The organism is Bergeyella cardium (assembly GCF_009914665.1).
In the GTDB taxonomy this organism is placed as follows: Bacteria; Bacteroidota; Bacteroidia; order Flavobacteriales; family Weeksellaceae; genus Bergeyella_A; species Bergeyella_A cardium.
The window spans coordinates 706,347-723,029 of record NZ_CP029149.1 but is presented as its reverse complement, the minus strand read 5'-3'; the positions used below and the strand labels follow the sequence as shown (position 1 = coordinate 723,029).

15 protein-coding genes are annotated in these 16,683 nt (G+C 41.4%); 13 read left to right on the top strand and 2 right to left on the bottom strand.

The genetic code is table 11. The features are described from left to right. Positions 1 to 2: 2 nt before the first annotated feature. Together yihA and DBX24_RS03265 are read right to left on the bottom strand one after the other, a co-directional pair. Entirely contained in the window at positions 3 to 629 is a 627-nt protein-coding gene (yihA, locus tag DBX24_RS03270; RefSeq protein WP_160223975.1) for a ribosome biogenesis GTP-binding protein YihA/YsxC, read from the bottom strand. Between the two features lie 38 nt (positions 630 to 667). Continuing rightward, complete coding sequence (locus DBX24_RS03265) at positions 668 to 1,432, bottom strand: alpha/beta fold hydrolase (RefSeq protein WP_120488401.1); 765 nt, start codon at positions 1,430 to 1,432, stop codon at positions 668 to 670. A gap of 394 nt (positions 1,433 to 1,826) precedes the next feature. On the opposite strand from DBX24_RS03265, the gene rsmH reads away from it, so the two are divergent. The 13 genes from rsmH to ftsA all read left to right on the top strand — a co-directional run bounded on the left by rsmH (position 1,827) and on the right by ftsA (position 16,680). Next, positions 1,827 to 2,729: a 16S rRNA (cytosine(1402)-N(4))-methyltransferase RsmH gene (gene rsmH / locus DBX24_RS03260; RefSeq protein WP_160224691.1), complete on the top strand. Its 903-nt coding sequence runs from the start codon at positions 1,827 to 1,829 to the stop codon at positions 2,727 to 2,729. Positions 2,730 to 2,751: 22 nt separating this feature from the next. Continuing rightward, the gene (locus DBX24_RS03255; protein WP_120488403.1) at positions 2,752 to 3,114 is read left to right on the top strand and encodes an FtsL-like putative cell division protein; all 363 of its coding nucleotides are present in this window, start codon (positions 2,752 to 2,754) and stop codon (positions 3,112 to 3,114) included. Continuing rightward, positions 3,101 to 5,095, top strand: a complete 1,995-nt coding sequence (locus tag DBX24_RS03250) for a PASTA domain-containing penicillin-binding protein (RefSeq protein ID WP_160223974.1) — start codon at positions 3,101 to 3,103, stop codon at positions 5,093 to 5,095. The genes DBX24_RS03255 and DBX24_RS03250 overlap by 14 nt, the downstream gene beginning before the upstream one ends. A gap of 123 nt (positions 5,096 to 5,218) precedes the next feature. Next, complete coding sequence (locus DBX24_RS03245; protein ID WP_160223973.1) at positions 5,219 to 6,679, top strand: UDP-N-acetylmuramoyl-L-alanyl-D-glutamate--2,6-diaminopimelate ligase; 1,461 nt, start codon at positions 5,219 to 5,221, stop codon at positions 6,677 to 6,679. Then, positions 6,680 to 6,820, top strand: a complete 141-nt coding sequence (locus DBX24_RS03240) for a hypothetical protein (protein WP_160223972.1) — start codon at positions 6,680 to 6,682, stop codon at positions 6,818 to 6,820. A 36-nt stretch (positions 6,821 to 6,856) separates the two neighbouring features. After that, entirely contained in the window at positions 6,857 to 7,447 is a 591-nt protein-coding gene (locus DBX24_RS03235; protein ID WP_160223971.1) for a hypothetical protein, read from the top strand. A gap of 343 nt (positions 7,448 to 7,790) precedes the next feature. Then, positions 7,791 to 9,032, top strand: a complete 1,242-nt coding sequence (gene mraY / locus DBX24_RS03230; protein ID WP_120488407.1) for a phospho-N-acetylmuramoyl-pentapeptide-transferase — start codon at positions 7,791 to 7,793, stop codon at positions 9,030 to 9,032. Between the two features lie 26 nt (positions 9,033 to 9,058). Further along, complete coding sequence (murD, locus tag DBX24_RS03225; protein WP_160223970.1) at positions 9,059 to 10,390, top strand: UDP-N-acetylmuramoyl-L-alanine--D-glutamate ligase; 1,332 nt, start codon at positions 9,059 to 9,061, stop codon at positions 10,388 to 10,390. Between the two features lie 12 nt (positions 10,391 to 10,402). Then, positions 10,403 to 11,644, top strand: a complete 1,242-nt coding sequence (locus DBX24_RS03220) for an FtsW/RodA/SpoVE family cell cycle protein (RefSeq protein ID WP_160223969.1) — start codon at positions 10,403 to 10,405, stop codon at positions 11,642 to 11,644. 27 nt (positions 11,645 to 11,671) lie between these two features. Continuing rightward, positions 11,672 to 12,766 carry an undecaprenyldiphospho-muramoylpentapeptide beta-N-acetylglucosaminyltransferase gene (gene murG / locus DBX24_RS03215; RefSeq protein ID WP_120488410.1) on the top strand — a complete coding sequence of 365 codons (1,095 nt, stop codon included), beginning with the start codon at positions 11,672 to 11,674 and terminating at the stop codon, positions 12,764 to 12,766. Between the two features lie 230 nt (positions 12,767 to 12,996). Then, entirely contained in the window at positions 12,997 to 14,355 is a 1,359-nt protein-coding gene (gene murC / locus DBX24_RS03210) for a UDP-N-acetylmuramate--L-alanine ligase (protein WP_160223968.1), read from the top strand. A 24-nt stretch (positions 14,356 to 14,379) separates the two neighbouring features. Beyond that, entirely contained in the window at positions 14,380 to 15,276 is an 897-nt protein-coding gene (locus tag DBX24_RS03205) for a cell division protein FtsQ/DivIB (RefSeq protein ID WP_185150754.1), read from the top strand. A gap of 21 nt (positions 15,277 to 15,297) precedes the next feature. Further along, positions 15,298 to 16,680 carry a cell division protein FtsA gene (ftsA, locus tag DBX24_RS03200; protein WP_120488412.1) on the top strand — a complete coding sequence of 461 codons (1,383 nt, stop codon included), beginning with the start codon at positions 15,298 to 15,300 and terminating at the stop codon, positions 16,678 to 16,680. Positions 16,681 to 16,683: the final 3 nt, after the last annotated feature.

The following is a 16,683-nucleotide window of genomic DNA, read 5'->3' as shown; positions in this document are numbered from 1 at the left end:
TTTTAATTCTTAGAGAAATCTACTTTATTCTCTCTTAGGTAGAGGTTGGTCTGTGTTATGGTGCTGAGAACTTCATCGCAACCTTCTTTCTTTTCTGCTGAGGTGGCGAAGATTTCGGGGAGCTCTTCCCAGCTTTCCAATAGTTTTTGCTTATAGATTTCTACATTTTTCAGGATTGCATTGGGCTTGAGCTTATCGGTCTTTGTAAAGATAATGGAGAATGGCACTCCGCTCTCTCCACACCATTCCATAAATTCAAGGTCTATCTTCTGAGGCGTATGACGAGAGTCTACTAATATGAATAGATTGACGAGGTTTCTTCGATTAAGGATATAGTTGGAGATGAGTTTTTCAAAATCTTTTCTCTGGGTTTTGGAGACTTTGGCGTATCCATAGCCAGGCAGGTCGGTCAGGTACCAGTCCTCATTGATAAGGAAGTGATTAATCAGCTGCGTTTTCCCAGGTGTCTGAGAGGTTTTTGCCAGGTCTTTCTTGTTCATCATTGCATTGATGAGGGAGGATTTCCCCACATTAGACCGCCCGATAAAGGCATATTCAGGGAGGGTAGGCTCTGGGCATTCCTGCCATTTGCTACTACTTTTTACAAACTCAGCAGACTTAATCATCATTTGGATAAAATTAATGGTTATACCTTTATTTAAAGCTACTAAGCAGATATTTTACTCAGCCAGCGGTAGAGTATTTCATTAAACTCATCGGGTTTTTCCATCATAGCGGCGTGCCCGCACTGGTCTATCCAGTATAGCTCAGAGTTGGGGATGTACTTGTGCATATCTTCTGCCACATCGGGAGGGGTTACATTATCCTGCTTGCCCCAGATGATGCAGGTAGGGCATTTTATATTAGGTAAGTCTTTCAGCATATTGTGTTTTATGGCGCTTCTTGCGAGCATTACGGTCTTTATGCCTTTCATTCTGTCATTTACTACGGCAAAAACTTCATCTACCAGCTCATCGGTAGCTACGGATGGATCATAAAAAACATCCTGAGTTTTTCGTTTGATGTATTCCTTATCTCCTTTTCTTGGGAAGCTGTCGCCAAAAGTCCTTTCGTAAAGCCCAGAGCTTCCTGTTAGTACAAGATTTTTTACTAATTCGGGTCTGTTTATGGTCAGTATAAGCCCGATATGCCCACCCATAGAGTTTCCTACAATGGTTACAGGTGTGCCGATATGCTCATCGATAAATTTCGCCACATACTTTGCTATGGCGCTAAGGTTGGTATTGAGAACGGGTAAGTCGTAAATCGGTAATTGAGGTACGAGGACTTTGTAGCCTCTTGCAGAAAAGAAATCCACCATTTTATCAAAATTGCTAAGCCCGCCCATCAGTCCGTGTAGCAATACTAAAGGATGTCCCTCGCCTTCCTCTATATAGTTGAATTTTTTTTCCTTTTTAGTTTTAAAAATCATAGACCTGTCTAACTGAGACGCAAAAGTACGAAATAAGATAGAAATATACCGTAGCCTGCATCTGCTTTTCTGTACGGATGGAGGAGAAACAAACCTACTCAATTTTTTTTTGGATTGAAGTCAATTTTTGGAGAGATGAAAGTCGCATTTTTTAAAAAGGCAGTCAGCCTCTAAAAAAACACAGTCAGTTTTTGAAAAAACGCAGTCAGTTTTTTGAAAAAGGCAGTCAGTTTTTGAAAAAGGCAGTCAGTTTTTTTACCTTCTCTGTGGGTTTTGGAAATCAATAACTTATAGAGGTGAATTTTCATCCTTTTGGAAGCTGTTCAAAATTCCGTATTGCTTAAGGCTTAGTACGCGAAAAATGCTACATTTGTACCCGAAAAAAAAGATAGAGATGTATCATAATCCTGTGCTACTCAAAAGGAGTGTAGATGAGCTGGTAACCGACCCAGATGGCGTGTATGTAGATTGTACTTTTGGGGGTGGTGGGCATTCTAGGGAGATTCTAGGGAGGCTTTCGACTAAGGGCAGGCTGTTTTCCTTTGACCAGGATTTGGATGCGCTCAATAATGCCATAGATGACGAGAGGTTTACCTTGATTAATCAAAACTTCAGGTTCTTGGAAAACTCACTTTTGATGTATGGCGTAAGGGAGGTCAGTGGTGTGCTGGCAGATTTAGGGGTATCTTCTCATCAGTTTGATGAAGCAGAAAGAGGCTTCTCTACGCGTTCCGATGCACCTTTGGATATGCGTATGAATATGCTTCAGGGGTTGGATGCACGAGCGGTTATCAACGAATATGAAGAGGAAAAGCTAGCCGATATTTTCTACTATTATGGAGAGCTTAGGGAGGCGAGAAAGCTCGCGAGAGAGGTGGTTCATCAGCGGAAAACCAAGCCGATACATAGCACGAAAGACTTAAAAGAACTCTTCGGTTTCATACCTCCGCATAAGCAGAATAAGTTCTTTGCACAGGTCTTCCAGGCGATACGGATAGAGGTGAATGAGGAACTGGAAGCACTAAAAGAAATGCTGGTACAGGCGCACAGAGTATTAAAACCTGAGGGGAGAATGGTCGTAATCTCTTATCATTCATTAGAAGATAGGCTGGTCAAGAGATTCCTGAAAAATGGTAAGTTTGAAGGCGAACCCGAAAGAGATATTTATGGAAATTATCAGAAGGCTTTTGAGCTTCTACAATCCAAAGCAATTGTCCCTACTGATGAGGAGATAGAACAAAACTCAAGAGCGAGAAGCGCAAAAATGCGGATAGGAATAAAGGTAGGAGCAGTTTAATCAACAATTAAAGTTTGAAATTTTGGCAAAGAGAAAAAAACATAGAGAGCGAAAGAAACTTACCTTTAAGGATATTATAAAGGGGAACTTCCTCCACCTTGAGGAGATTCGGGCAAACTATAAATACTTCTTGTTTCTATCTGTATTGGTCTTTATTACCATCTATCTCAGCCATATGGCGAGCAATAAAATAAAGCAGGTGAACCAGCTCAAAGAGCAGGTAGAAGAATATAAATCTCGCAACGCATATGCCCAAAGCCGTTTGATAAAAGTGAAAATGGAATCCGAACTCGGAAAAGAAATGGAGAAAGATTCGCTCTTCCCTCTGGAAAAACATCCCCATAAATTATTGATAAAAATAGACAGCACCAATGGCAAAAAGTAGTACGGAATTTGAACTCAAACGAAAGAGAACCCTATACTGGGCTTATGCTTTTGTAGCGGTGGTTGCTCTATTGTTTATCTTTTTTGTTGTCCGTATTTTATTTATTCAAACCACTAATGTAGAGGAGATACAGCAGGAAATTGTCCGAAAAAACTACCGCGAAGCTACCCTGAAAGCAGCGCGGGGGAATCTTTATGCTTCCGATGGTTCTATCTTGGCAACTACCGTAATGCGCTATGATATTTATATAGATTTTAAGACGATAAGAGATACGCTGTATCAGAACAATATATCCAGCCTTACCGATTCTCTCTCGGTGATGTTTAATAAACCGAAGAGCTACTTCCGTACTAAGCTCGATACACAGAAGAAGAAGGGAAATCAATACTACTCCCTCGTGCGGGGGTTGGATTATGACCAATATGATAGAATCCGAAAGTTCCCGATTTTTAAGAAAGGTAAAAATAAAGGAGGCTTTATTGTAGACAGACGATATACAAGGGAGCTCTCAACGGTGGAAATCGGTAGAGGAACCATCGGTATGGATGATGAGCGAGGGAAGTCTGGCTTGGAAGCAGCCTTTTCTAAACATCTTTCGGGTACGGATGGCAAACGTCTCGAGCAGAGAGTAAATTCAATACAATGGAAACCGATTGATTATTGGAAAATCAAAGAGCCCATAGATGGTAACGATGTTTATATTACCATAGACCTTAGGATACAGGATATCGTTAGCTCGGCGCTTCAAAAGCAGTTGGTGAAATACAATGCCGACCATGGTACTGTGATTCTTATGGAAGTAGAGACAGGGAAAGTCCGCGCAATGGTCAATCTCAAAAAGAACGAAAGAGGAGAATATGTAGATTCTTATAACTACGCTCTGAAAGATGGTATAGAGCCTGGCTCTACCTTTAAGACCATTTCCCTTTTGGCGGCTATGGATGATGGGTTTATTGATGAAAACACTACCGTAGATGTAGGAAATGGCGTTTGGGAATATGCCAAACAGAGAATCACCGATGGGCACGGTGGGGGTGTTTATGAAATCAGCGATGTACTCGCAAAATCGAGCAATGTAGGTACGGCAAAGCTCATTACAAAATTCTATGCAGATGAGCCGCAGGTATTCTTCAATCATCTTAAAAGATGGAAGATGTTTGATAAAATGGAACTGGAACTCCCAGGTGTAACCAAGCCTAAGATTATTACTCCAGACCATAAGCGCTGGAATAAAGCCACTCTGGCATCTATCTCTTATGGTTATTCAACGAACTTTAATATCCTCCAGCTGGCTACTTTTTATAACGGTATTGCCAATGGTGGGAAGATGCTAAAACCCCTCTTCATAGATAAAATAATGAAAGACGGTAAGGTAATCTATACCGCTGAGCCAGAAGTCTTGGTTAAAAGTATGGCTTCCGAAAAAGCGATTAAGATGATGACCGATGCCCTTACCAAAGCTGTGGAAAAAGGTACTGCAAAAAGTATCTTTACTCCCAACCTCAAAATGGCAGGTAAGACAGGAACAGCCCGATTTGAATACTGGATTGCAGGTTCTATGAAATACCGAGCTTCTTTTGCAGGCTTTTATCCTTCCGATAAACCGAAATATACCTGCTATGTGATGATTGACCAGCCAGACACCTCTATCGGGTATTATGGAGGGACGGTAGCAGCTCCTGTATTTAAGGAAATAGCAGGGAAAACCTTCCTGAAAACCCCTCAAAACATAGAGAAAGAACTGTTAAAGGAGAAGAAAGCAGATCTCAATAAGTTACTCTCAAAACCAGCAAAAGTTTCTGTGAAAAACGGTGTAATGCCTAATGTGCAAGGGCTCTCAGGGGTGGAGGTGATTCCCCAGCTTGAAAACCAAGGCTACAGAGTGCAGTATAAAGGCGTAGGGCGGATTAAGGAGCAATTCCCAAAAGCAGGTACAGTCATTAAAAAAGACCAGAGGATTTATTTAACCCTTGCTCAATAAGATAAAGGCTTTATACTATCAGACTTTAAAGGAAATCAATATTAATGAGAATAAAATCAAAATGGTCTGAGAATTAAGCCAGAAAGAATACTATATAACTTACTTAACTTAAAAGATAAACCGATGAATTTACAAGACTTAATACATAAACTCCCTATTCTGGAAGGTGTAGGTGAGCTCAATAGAGATATATCAAATCTAAATTTCGATAGCCGAAAGATTCAGCCAGGTGGCTTATACATTGCGGTAAAAGGAGTGGCTACTGATGGGCATCAGTTTGTAGATAAAGCACTCGATGCAGGAGCTGTAGCAGTAGTCTGCGAAACCCTTCCAGCCGATTTAAGAGATGAGGTAGCTTACATCAAGGTGAAGAATACTGTAAAAGCTCTTGGGGCGCTTGCTTCTAATTTCTACGGCAATCCATCGGAGAAGATTACACTTGTCGGTATTACGGGGACTAATGGCAAAACCTCTGCTACTACTCTCTTGTCAGAGACCTTTAATCTCTTAGGTTTCAAGACAGCTCTTATCTCTACTGTGGAATATAGGATTGGGAGCAAGGTCTATCCCTCCACCCATACCACACCCGATATTATCAGTATCAATAGAATAATGGCAGAGGCGGTAGATAGCGGCTGCGAATACGCATTTATGGAAGTAAGTTCTCACGGTATCCACCAGTCTAGGACGGAAGGATTAAATTTCAAGATAGCTGGCTTTACGAATATTACTCGTGACCATTTAGATTATCATAAAACCTTTGAAGACTATCTCTATACCAAGAAATCTTTCTTTGATAACCTCTCCCCTGAGGCAGTTGCCATTACCAATATAGATGATAAGAATGGGCTTGTAATGCTTCAAAATACAAAGGCAAAACGAAGGACATACGCTACGCGAACCCTTGCGGACTATTCTGCTCGTTGCCTTGAATACAGCTTTGAAGGGATGCTCCTTAATTTTAATGGACAAGAGTTCTGGACGGCTCTCACAGGCAAGTTTAATGTTAGCAATCTCCTCCTCGTATTTGCCGTAGCTTCTGAGCTGGGTTTCGAGCAGGTAGATATACTTCGTGCAATGTCTCAGCTACGAAGAGTAAATGGCAGGTTTGAAGTCATTACATCTGCTACAGGTATTATTTTCATCGTAGATTATGCCCATACGCCAGACGCTCTGGAAAACATTCTCGAGAGCATTAATGAAACCCGAACCAAGAACGAACGCCTTATCTGTGTCTTCGGATGCGGGGGCAATCGCGACCACGGTAAGAGACCCCAGATGGGAAGCATCGCTACCCAGAAGGCTACCCTCTCCATCCTCACTTCTGATAACCCGAGAGATGAGGAGCCCCTCCAAATCATTAAGGATATAGAGGCGGGCATTGCGCCTCAGCATTTCAGCAAGTATACTGTGATTGCCGACCGCAAGGAAGCAATTAAAATGGCGATTAAATTTGCCGAGCCTAAGGACATTATCCTCGTTGCCGGTAAGGGGCACGAGACCTACCAAGAGATCAAATGCGTAAGGCATCATTTTGATGATAGAGAAATCATCACTGAACTCCTTCAGCTAATGGGAAAGTAAATGCTTAAAACCAATAATCCCTTATCCTACTACGCCCTTCCTATAATGCTGATTGTCATAAAAGAAAAGAAGATTGTGCAAGACGGTCTCCTACTGATTCTACTCTCTCAGGTGCTGGATAGAAAGGTTTTCAGCTTTTAGAAGGCATAGCACTATATTCCTAATTCTCTGTACCCTATGGATGATAAAAAGATATATTCCGGCCAAGAGCTTATCCTCAATGGAAGCTCCCTGTTCTATCTAAAAAAGCTACTGAGACACCTTGCTAAGAGTTTTGGTTTGTTTTTTATCTGGGTTATCCTAATGTATCGACTCTATTGGTTTGCTATTTTTGTTATATGGTATTTATCTGCGTTTCTCGAAGGTCTTATTTTCCTCACCCTTCACCTGCCTTTTATTATTTACCTTATTTCCTCATTAAAAAAGATACTTGGCGAGCGCCAGCCGAGAAGACTCTCTCTTAATGAGCGAGGAATAATGAGCTCTGAATATGGTCTCATTCCTTGGGAGGAAGTTGTAAAAATCTCTGAGCTACCTTCCTTTTTCGGAGATAATGATAGGCTTATCGTAGAGGTAAAAAGCCCTAATATCTATATTGATAGGCAGAGAGATAAGTCAAGAGTTCTAAAAATGTGGCAGCATCTCTCTAATTATAATACACCCATCGTATTCCTTGTCCAAAATCAAGGTGTAAGCCTTGAATCTCTTAAAAATCTAATGCAGGATAAATTGAAAGAATATCACTCTTCCCTGATGAATACCCAATAAAGGTATGTTATCTGCGTTCTGCCCAGATAAGCTGGTTATGCTTTGTATTGCCCGATTGTTAGACTAAATTCAAATATACTTGGAATAGAAAAGTCTATCTTATTCTGTATGAGGGTTTAAAGTATATGTTTCAAATTGTCAATCAAAAAATGTGATGTGGATGAGGAAAAATATCCCTAAGGTGAAAGGAGAAATTAAAATTCTAATAAACTACGCGAAAAACTTTATTCTCGTCGCTATATGTCTTATTTTTGTAGCCACGGGCTGAGAAAGTCTTATGGGAAGCCTAAAAAATCAAGAATATAAAAGAATAAGCGACAATTAGAATAAGACAATACGCATTATGTTATATTATTTATATGAATACCTCACCGCAAATGGCGTGTATATACCAGGGCTTAATCTGTTTCGGTATATTTCTTTTCGTGCGGGCATGGCGGTACTGATGTCTCTATTTATAGGGCTGGTGTATGGGAAGAAAATCATCGTATATCTCAGGAGAAAACAGATGGGAGAGCTGGTGAGAGACTTGGGGCTCGATGGACAGAAGCAGAAAGAAGGTACGCCTACTATGGGAGGGCTTATCATTATTGTCTCTGCGCTTATCCCTGTCTTGCTTTTTACTAAATTCTTAAATATTTACATCCTGCTCTTAATCATCTCCGTTCTATGGATGGGGATTATTGGTTTTATAGATGACTATCTGAAAAAGGTAAAAAAGAATAAAGATGGGCTAAGTGGGAAATTTAAAATCGTAGGTCAGGTAGGTCTTGGGCTTATTGTTGGGGTAGTGATGTATTGTAGCCCAGAGGTTTTGGTAAAAAGACAATACACCGATGCAGCTCAATATCCAAATAAGGCAGTAGAGCAGAAGTTTGCCCCACCTGAAAAAGCAGTGGTTTCTACTGTGCCTTTTGTGAAGAACAATGAATTTGATTATAGCAAGATTCTTTTTTGGATGAGCGATGAGGATGCAGAGACATACTCTTGGGCGGTCTTTATCCCCATTGTGATTTTTATTGTAACCGCAGTGTCTAACGGTGCCAACATTACGGATGGAATTGATGGGCTTGCGGCAGGGACCAGCGCCATCATTCTCCTTGCTTTGGCATTCTTTGCTTACCTTTCGGGGAATATCATTTTTGCCGATTATCTCAATATAATGTTCCTGCCCAATATGGGAGAGACTACCATCTTCGCCATTGCAATGGTGGGCGCTGTTATTGGCTTTTTCTGGTACAATACCTATCCTGCGCAGGTCTTTATGGGAGATACGGGGAGCCTTATGCTCGGAGGAGTTATCGCGGTTCTTGCCATTATCCTCCGGAAAGAGCTGCTTATCCCCGTGCTTTGTGGGATTTTCCTTGTAGAGAACCTCTCGGTAGTGCTTCAAGTGCTTGTATTCAAATACAGGAAAAAGAAATACGGTCTGGAATATGCTCAGAACAATAGGCTTTTCAAGATGTCTCCCCTTCATCATCATTATCAGAAGGAGGGCTATCACGAAAGTAAAATCGTGAATAGAATGATTATTATAGGAATTCTATTGGCTATTATATGTTTGATAACTTTGAAGATTAGATAGGAGGAGAGGTATAAAACTTAAAAACAATGAAAGTAGTAATATTAGGTGGAGGAGAGAGTGGCTTTGGGGCAGCATATCTCGCAAAGAAAAAGGGATTTGAAGTCTTCCTTTCAGATAAAGGGATGATTCGTGAGGAATATAAAAATCGCCTTACGGAGCATAATATACCCTTTGAGGAAGGTTGCCATACAGAGGAGCGAGTTCTCTCGGCAGACTGGGTAATAAAATCACCAGGGATTCCTAAAAAATCAGAAATCGTTCAGAAAGTAAAACAGAAAGGGATTCGTTTGTCATCAGAGATAGAATTTGCCTCAGCATTTACGGAGGCTAAAATTATTGCAATTACAGGGAGTAATGGGAAGACAACGACTACCTCGCTTATCTATCATATCCTTAAAAATGCAGGGCTCAATGCAGGGCTCGGTGGGAATATTGGGACGAGCTTTGCAAAACAAGTAGCCGATGAGAATTATGATTACTTCGTCCTTGAAGTAAGTTCCTTCCAGCTTGATGATGTTCAGAACTTCAGTCCGTATATTTCCTTGCTTCTCAATCTATCTCCCGATCATCTTGATCAATATAACTATCAGTACGAAGAATATGCTTTGGCAAAGTTTAAAATTGCCCAAAACCAAGAGCCACAAGACTTCTTTATCTATAATCAAGATGATGAAATGAGTACTCGTCTCTTAAAAGATTTACCTCTTCGTGCTCATAAGATTCCATTTTCCCTAAAAGAAAATCTTGATGAAGGAGCTTCTCTCCGAGATGGCCGATTAGAAATATCACTTGCCTCTCCTTTCTCGATAGAGGTAAAAGAGCTGAGCCTTGTAGGGATGCACAATGTGGCAAACAGCCTCGCGGCTTCATTAGTTGCTAAACTATTAAATATAAGTAATGAGAGCCTTAGGGAATCTCTGATGAGCTTCCAGCCTGTTGAGCACAGATTGGAGTTTGTTGCAGAAATCGATGGGGTAGATTATATAAACGACAGCAAAGCTACCAATGTAAATGCGGCATATTATGCATTAGAAAGTATGACCCGCCCTACCATTTGGATTGTTGGCGGTACCGATAAGGGAAATGACTATACAGAAGTACAAGATTTGGTGAAAGAAAAAGTAAAAGCCATCGTTTGTATGGGAGTAGATAACTCAAAGATTATAGATTTCTTTAAAGATAAAGTAGAACGAATTTACAGTACGGCAAGTATCTCAGAATGTGTGGAAACTTGTAAATCCCTCGCCCAATCTGGTGATACCGTACTCCTATCTCCCTGCTGTGCCAGCTATGATCTCTTCAAAAGCTATGAAGACCGAGGGAAGCAATTTAAAGATGAAATATTAAAAGCCAAATAAGGAATACAACCAATGAATGATTACACGCCTCTAAAAACAAAAAAAGAACTGCTAAAAGGAGATAAAATCCTTTGGGGGGTTGTTATCCTGATTTCTATACTCTCCATATTCCCTGTATATTCAGCAAGCTCAAACCTTGAGTATATCGTCAATAATGGTACTACACTTGGGCATATAGCCAAGCATATAGGCTTTATTATTTTTGGGCTTCTCACGATGAGAGTAATGTCCATTATAAAGTATCATTATATAGGAAAGCTGAGCGTTTTATTTCTCGTTGCTTCCATAGGGGCAATAGTTTGGGCTACCTTTAGTGGGCAAACCATTGATGGAGCTTCCGCAGCCCGTTGGGTGAAAATACCCATCATTTCAATATCTTTCCAGCCTTCTACATTTGCTTACTTAATGCTTATTATCTACCTCTGCCGTTTTCTTACAAAAGACATAGGGCGAGAGCGAAAACCTTGGGAAATATGGCTGGGGGTATTTGGTACTATTATGCTTGTTTTTCTTTTAGTAGCAAAAGACAATGGCTCTACGGCACTGATGATACTCCTCGTTTCGCTTGCGGTCTTAGTTGTAGGGCAAATGAAGTGGAGCTATATCGGAGGCTTTATGGCTTCAGCTCTTGTAGCAGGGACTTTATTCATTTTAGTAGCTCTTAATACGAATTGGCTCGGAGGTTCTCGTATTCATACTTGGATGAGCCGTATAGAAACCTTTACCTCTTCAAAAACTCAAAATAATGAGGTAGAAGATGAAGCGATGAAGACAAAAACCTACCAAGTAGATCAAGCAAAAGCAGCAATCGTTCACGGTGGGCTTACGGGTATGGGGCCAGGCAAAAGTGCCCTGAAACAAATGCTCCCACAATCGGCATCAGACTTTATATTCGCTATTATTGTTGAGGAGTACGGCCTCTTGGGGGCTATTTTTCTTATATTTCTTTACTTCATTATGCTTTTGAGAATCGTGATGATAGCAAACAAGATAGATCGCTTCTTTGGTACGCTGCTCGTCTTTTCAATCGGGATAATGATTTTCGTTCAAATTGCCGTTAATATAGCGGTTGCGGTAAATTTAATCCCAGTTACGGGTCAGCCGCTTCCACTTATAAGCTACGGGGGGTCTTCTATGCTGGTTACTTATATACAGTTGGGGCTGGTTCTCAGTGTGAGCGATCAGATTCAGGTAATGGATGAGGAAGGGCTCCGTAAGAAACAAGATATAGAAGAGATAAACGATATAGCGTAGTTTAAGGATTAATAATACAAACCCAATATGAAAATACTCATCAGTGGTGGAGGTACAGGAGGGCATATATTCCCTGCTATAGCCATAGCTCAGGAGCTCAAAAGGCGTTTCCCAGAGGCAGAATTCCTCTTCATCGGTGCAAATGGCAAAATGGAAATGGAAAAAGTCCCACAAGCGGGCTTTAAGATAGAAGGTCTTAGTATCGCGGGCTTTGATAGAGGCAATCTCCTCAAAAATATCTCTTTGCCGTTCAAGCTTATTTCCAGTTTATGGAAGGCGCGGAGGATTATCAAGCGTTTTAAGCCAGATTTCGCGGTCGGTACGGGTGGCTTTGCCTCTGCGCCGGCTTTATATATTGCTTCTACGCTTGGAGTGCCTATTTTCATTCAAGAGCAGAACTCTCTCCCTGGAAAGACCAATATTTTCCTCTCCAAAAGGGCTCGTGGGGTTTTCACTGCCTACCCAGATATGCAGCATTTTTTTCCACATACTCAAGTCTATTTCCTCGGTAATCCTATCCGTGAGAATGTCCTTTCTGGTTTAGAAAGCACGGCTTCTGCAAAGGAGAAATTGGGGTTAGATAAGAACAAGCTCACAATACTTTCGGTAGGAGGGTCTTTGGGGTCTCGCACGCTGAATAATGCTTGGGAAAAACTCATCCCTCAAATCAACGAGCAGGGAATCCAATTGATTTGGCAGACGGGCAAAACCGATTACCAGCACATCATTTCACAAAATCTGGCGACTGAAAACATACAAGTGCGTGAGTTTATCTCAGATATGGCGCTTGCATATTCCGCTGCGGATGTCATTGTCTCTCGAGCGGGGGCTATTGCCATCTCAGAGCTTGCCATAGCGGGCAAGCCTATCTTGCTGGTACCTTTTCCGTTTGCCGCAGAGGATCATCAGACCAAGAATGCAATGGCTCTTGTGGAAAAAAATGCCGCCCGAATGGTAAAAGATTCTCAAATGGAGGCTGTATTTTGGCAAACTTTATCCGAAATTTGCAACAATCAAAGCCTAAGGGAGCAGATGTCTCGCAATCTCTCCCTCTTTGCAAAGCCAAAAGCCACACAGGAGATTGTAGCGCAGCTACTGGAGGCCTTATCCCTCCGCCCGTAGCACAAAAGGCACCTCCCGCAACGCAAAAGGTACCTTCCGCAACACAAAAGGTACCTTCCGTAGCACGAAGGAAGCTAAATGCAACGCGAAGGAACCAACCCGTAGCACGGGAGGCACTTACCGCAATGCGAAGGAAGCCAAATGTAACGCGTAGCAAGCGAAATGTAATGCGTAGCAAGCAAAATGCAACGCAAAGAAAACAACAGTATTAAATACTATATATAAAAGGAATGCAAAACATAAATACATATCAGAATTTTTATTTCGTGGGCATTGGGGGTATAGGGATGTCTGCCCTCGCCAGATACTTTAAGTCCCTCGGTAAAAGGGTCTCTGGCTATGATAAAACCCCCACCAAGCTCACCGATGCACTCGTATCAGAGGGGGTGAGCATCTCCTTCCAAGATGAGGTAAGTGCAGACATAAAAGCCCTCCATCCAGAGGATACTCTGGTGATCTACACCCCTGCCATAAAGAAATTAAAGATTTTAGAACACTTTGAGCAGCAAAATTTCACCATCGTTAAGCGCGCCAAAGCACTCGGCATCGTTACCAAGCATACCGAGTGCCTCGCCATAGCAGGTACGCACGGCAAGACGACGACTTCCACCCTCGTTGCACATCTGTCCAATGTCGCAGGGCTACCGTTCTCCTGCTTCCTCGGAGGGATTTCCGAAAATTTTAAATCCAACTTCCTCTATAAAGGCAGCGAAATCTCCATCGTAGAAGCCGATGAGTACGACAGGAGCTTCCTCAGCCTCTCCCCAGATTGGGCGATTATTACTTCCATAGATGCAGACCACCTTGACATCTACGGAGATAAAAATCATATAGAAGACAGCTTCCGAGACTTTGCCGCTTTGGTCAAGGACGAGAAAAAGCTCTTCGTACGAAAAGGAGCAGACATCAAAGCCCCACATTTGACCTATGCCGTTAATGAGAAAGCAGATTTCTACTCCGATAATCTCAGAGTAGAAGGCGAGAAAACCCTCTTCACCTTTCATTCTAATGAAGATAAGGTAGAATTCTCTTGGGAAATCCCCGGCATCCATAATGTGGAGAATGCCACCGCTGCCATCGCCCTCCTCCATTCTTTGGGCGCCACCTACGAGCAGCTCCAGAGCGGTATCTCTTCCTTTAAAGGCATCAAAAGGCGATATACTAAGCACAAACTCGCCAATGGAAAGATTTATATTGATGATTATGCCCATCACCCCACCGAGCTCAGCGCCGTGATTAGCTCCGTAAGGGCTTTCTCACCCGATAAGAAGCTCCTCATCGTCTTTCAGCCTCACCTCTTTAGCCGAACGAGAGACTTCGCCGATGGCTTCGCTGAAGTGCTCGCCAAAGGAGATGATTTACTCCTTCTAGACATCTATCCCGCCAGAGAATTGCAGGAGGACTTCGAGGGAATCACCTCCCGATGGCTCCTCGATAAAATCAACACCGAGAATAAAGAGGTATGTACCCTCAATCAAACCCTCAGTAAGATAAAACAAAGAGACTTTGATGTGCTCCTCACCGTAGGCGCAGGAAATATAGACACCCTCTACGACCCTATTATCAAATGGGGCGGAGGTATAGACTAAAACATAAGCAAACCACGATATATAATGAAAAATAAGTATAGGATTCTCAAAATTTTGGTTACCGTTATCATCTTAGGCTTTCTGATGAACTTCTCTATCAAGAGGTTTAATAACCAGAAAATCACAGATGATAAAGTTTCTATTCATCTCAATAATACTTCTACTCCCGTTCACTTCATTGATGAGGCAGATATTAAAACCCTCGTTAATAAAGAAAATCCATCGAGTAGGGTAGGGGATGTAAATATCCCTGTCCTTGAAAAGAAGATTAAAGCCCTCCCTGCGGTAGATTCTGCTAATGTCTATCTCAACCTCAATGGCGAATTAAATCTCGACATTAAGCAGCGAATTCCCGTTTTCAGGCTTAGCAAAGGCGAGAGAGAGGTCTTTTATGTAGATGAAAAGGGAGTCGAATTCCCCATCTCTAAAAATTATTCCCATAAATGTATGCTCGTAAGTGGAGATGTGAAGCCAGAAGAATATCCCCAGCTGATGTACTTGGTAAAAAAGATAGAAAATGACGACTTTTGCAAAAAGTATTTTATTGGTATTTCCAAACGGAGGAATAATTATTTCCTCCTTACCAGCGATGGACATTATCGAGTAGAGATTGGTGATTTGGATAATATAGACTTTAAAATACAAGGCTTTAAAACCTTTGTGGAAAAGATTTTGGTTTATCAAGACCCAGAGAAATACAGGAAAATTTCGGTGAAGTACAGCAATCAAATCGTTACTACGCTCAATCCTCACTTTAAAGAAAATGATAGTATCTTAGCTGCCGGTAGAAAGGAAATGAAGCACGCCTCTGAACCAGAAATGAAGTCTAATCCTTCGCAATCTGAAAGGAAACCAAAAGTTATTAATAGAGAGGAAGATAAGAAGAAAGAAAACCAGTCAGGGAAAAATAAAAAAGGGTAAAACATAAATAATATAAGGAGTATGCAAAATCAGGATAATTATTCGGTAGGTCTGGATATAGGCACCACAAAAATTGTAGCCATTGTAGGCAAAAGAAATGCACAGGGCAAAATAGAAGTTCTCGGTATGGGGCGTTCCAAGAGTCTTGGTGTTCATAAAGGGATTATCAATAATATTACGCAGACTATTGAGTCCATTAAAAAAGCTATAGAAGGAGCTGAGCAAAGCTCGGGTGTATCCATTCAGAAAGTTACAGTTGGTATTGCAGGCAAGCATATTCGCTCTCTTCAGCACTCGGATTATATTATGAGAGACAATCCAGAGGCCGTTATCACCGAAGAAGATATCGAAAGGCTCAAAGAGCAGGTAAAGAAGCTGGTGATGCTTCCTGGTGAGCAGATTATCCATGTTTTACCACAAGAATATAAAATAGATTCCGAAGGCGAGATTAAAGAACCTATCGGTATGCACGGCAAGAGGTTGGAGGCAAACTTCCATGTTGTCGTCGGGCAGATGGCAAGTATTAAAAACATCATTAGATGCGTTAGAGAAGCAGGCTTGGAAATGGAAGCCCTTACCCTTGAGCCCCTTGCATCCTCGGATTCCGTCCTTACCAAAGAAGAAAAAGAAGAAGGCGTTGCGATTGTAGATATTGGCGGTGGCACTACCGATATTGCTATTTTCAAAGATAATATCATCCGTCATACTTGTGTCATTCCCTACGGCGGAGGTATCATTACAGACGACATTCGAGAGGGCTGCTCCATCATTGAGAAGCACGCTGAGCAGCTTAAAGTAAAGTTTGGTTCTGCTCTTCCAGATACGGAGCCAGAAAACACCTTTGTGACTATTCCAGGTCTTCACGGCAGAGCAGATAAAGAAATCTCTCTTAAAACATTGGCAAAAATTATCAAGGCTCGTCTTGATGAGATTTTAGAAATGGTCAATACCGAGCTTAAAGCCTATGGTGCTACCGAGAGAAAGAAAAAGCTCATCGGAGGTATTGTGCTCACAGGTGGTGGTTCTAATTTGAAAAACCTTCGTCTCCTCACCAACTATATCACAGGCTTTGATAGCAGAATAGGTTATGCCAATGAATATGTGGTAAATGATAAAAACCAGATTCTTAAAAACCCTGAATTCGCTACCGCTATCGGATTGCTTATGGAGAGCTTGAAAATTCGTGAAAGAGAAGAGCTCCTCCAAAAAATTTCTCTGAATGATAAAGTAGAAAACAGCTCAGCTCAGGAAATAACCCCCGAAAATACGCCAGCCAGTAGTAATAGTGGAAAAAAAGATGAATCAAAAGAAGAAACACCTATTGTAAAACAGTCAAAAAAATTTATTTTTGGGGAAAATTTATTAAAAATAATAACGAAATTCTTTAACGAAGAAGAAAATTAAAAT

Bases quoted from the DNA above. Each gene is read 5' to 3' on its own strand.
- murC (WP_160223968.1), top strand. From the start codon at position 12,997: ATGCAAAACATAAATACATATCAGAATTTTTATTTCGTGGGCATTGGG.
- DBX24_RS03235 (WP_160223971.1), top strand. From the start codon at position 6,857: ATGGATGATAAAAAGATATATTCCGGCCAAGAGCTTATCCTCAATGGA.
- murG (WP_120488410.1), top strand. From the start codon at position 11,672: ATGAAAATACTCATCAGTGGTGGAGGTACAGGAGGGCATATATTCCCT.
- DBX24_RS03265 (WP_120488401.1), bottom strand. From the start codon at position 1,432: ATGATTTTTAAAACTAAAAAGGAAAAAAAATTCAACTATATAGAGGAA.
- rsmH (WP_160224691.1), top strand. From the start codon at position 1,827: ATGTATCATAATCCTGTGCTACTCAAAAGGAGTGTAGATGAGCTGGTA.
- murD (WP_160223970.1), top strand. From the start codon at position 9,059: ATGAAAGTAGTAATATTAGGTGGAGGAGAGAGTGGCTTTGGGGCAGCA.
- ftsA (WP_120488412.1), top strand. From the start codon at position 15,298: ATGCAAAATCAGGATAATTATTCGGTAGGTCTGGATATAGGCACCACA.
- DBX24_RS03205 (WP_185150754.1), top strand. From the start codon at position 14,380: ATGAAAAATAAGTATAGGATTCTCAAAATTTTGGTTACCGTTATCATC.
- DBX24_RS03250 (WP_160223974.1), top strand. From the start codon at position 3,101: ATGGCAAAAAGTAGTACGGAATTTGAACTCAAACGAAAGAGAACCCTA.
- yihA (WP_160223975.1), bottom strand. From the start codon at position 629: ATGATGATTAAGTCTGCTGAGTTTGTAAAAAGTAGTAGCAAATGGCAG.
- DBX24_RS03220 (WP_160223969.1), top strand. From the start codon at position 10,403: ATGAATGATTACACGCCTCTAAAAACAAAAAAAGAACTGCTAAAAGGA.
- DBX24_RS03240 (WP_160223972.1), top strand. From the start codon at position 6,680: ATGCTTAAAACCAATAATCCCTTATCCTACTACGCCCTTCCTATAATG.
- mraY (WP_120488407.1), top strand. From the start codon at position 7,791: ATGTTATATTATTTATATGAATACCTCACCGCAAATGGCGTGTATATA.
- DBX24_RS03245 (WP_160223973.1), top strand. From the start codon at position 5,219: ATGAATTTACAAGACTTAATACATAAACTCCCTATTCTGGAAGGTGTA.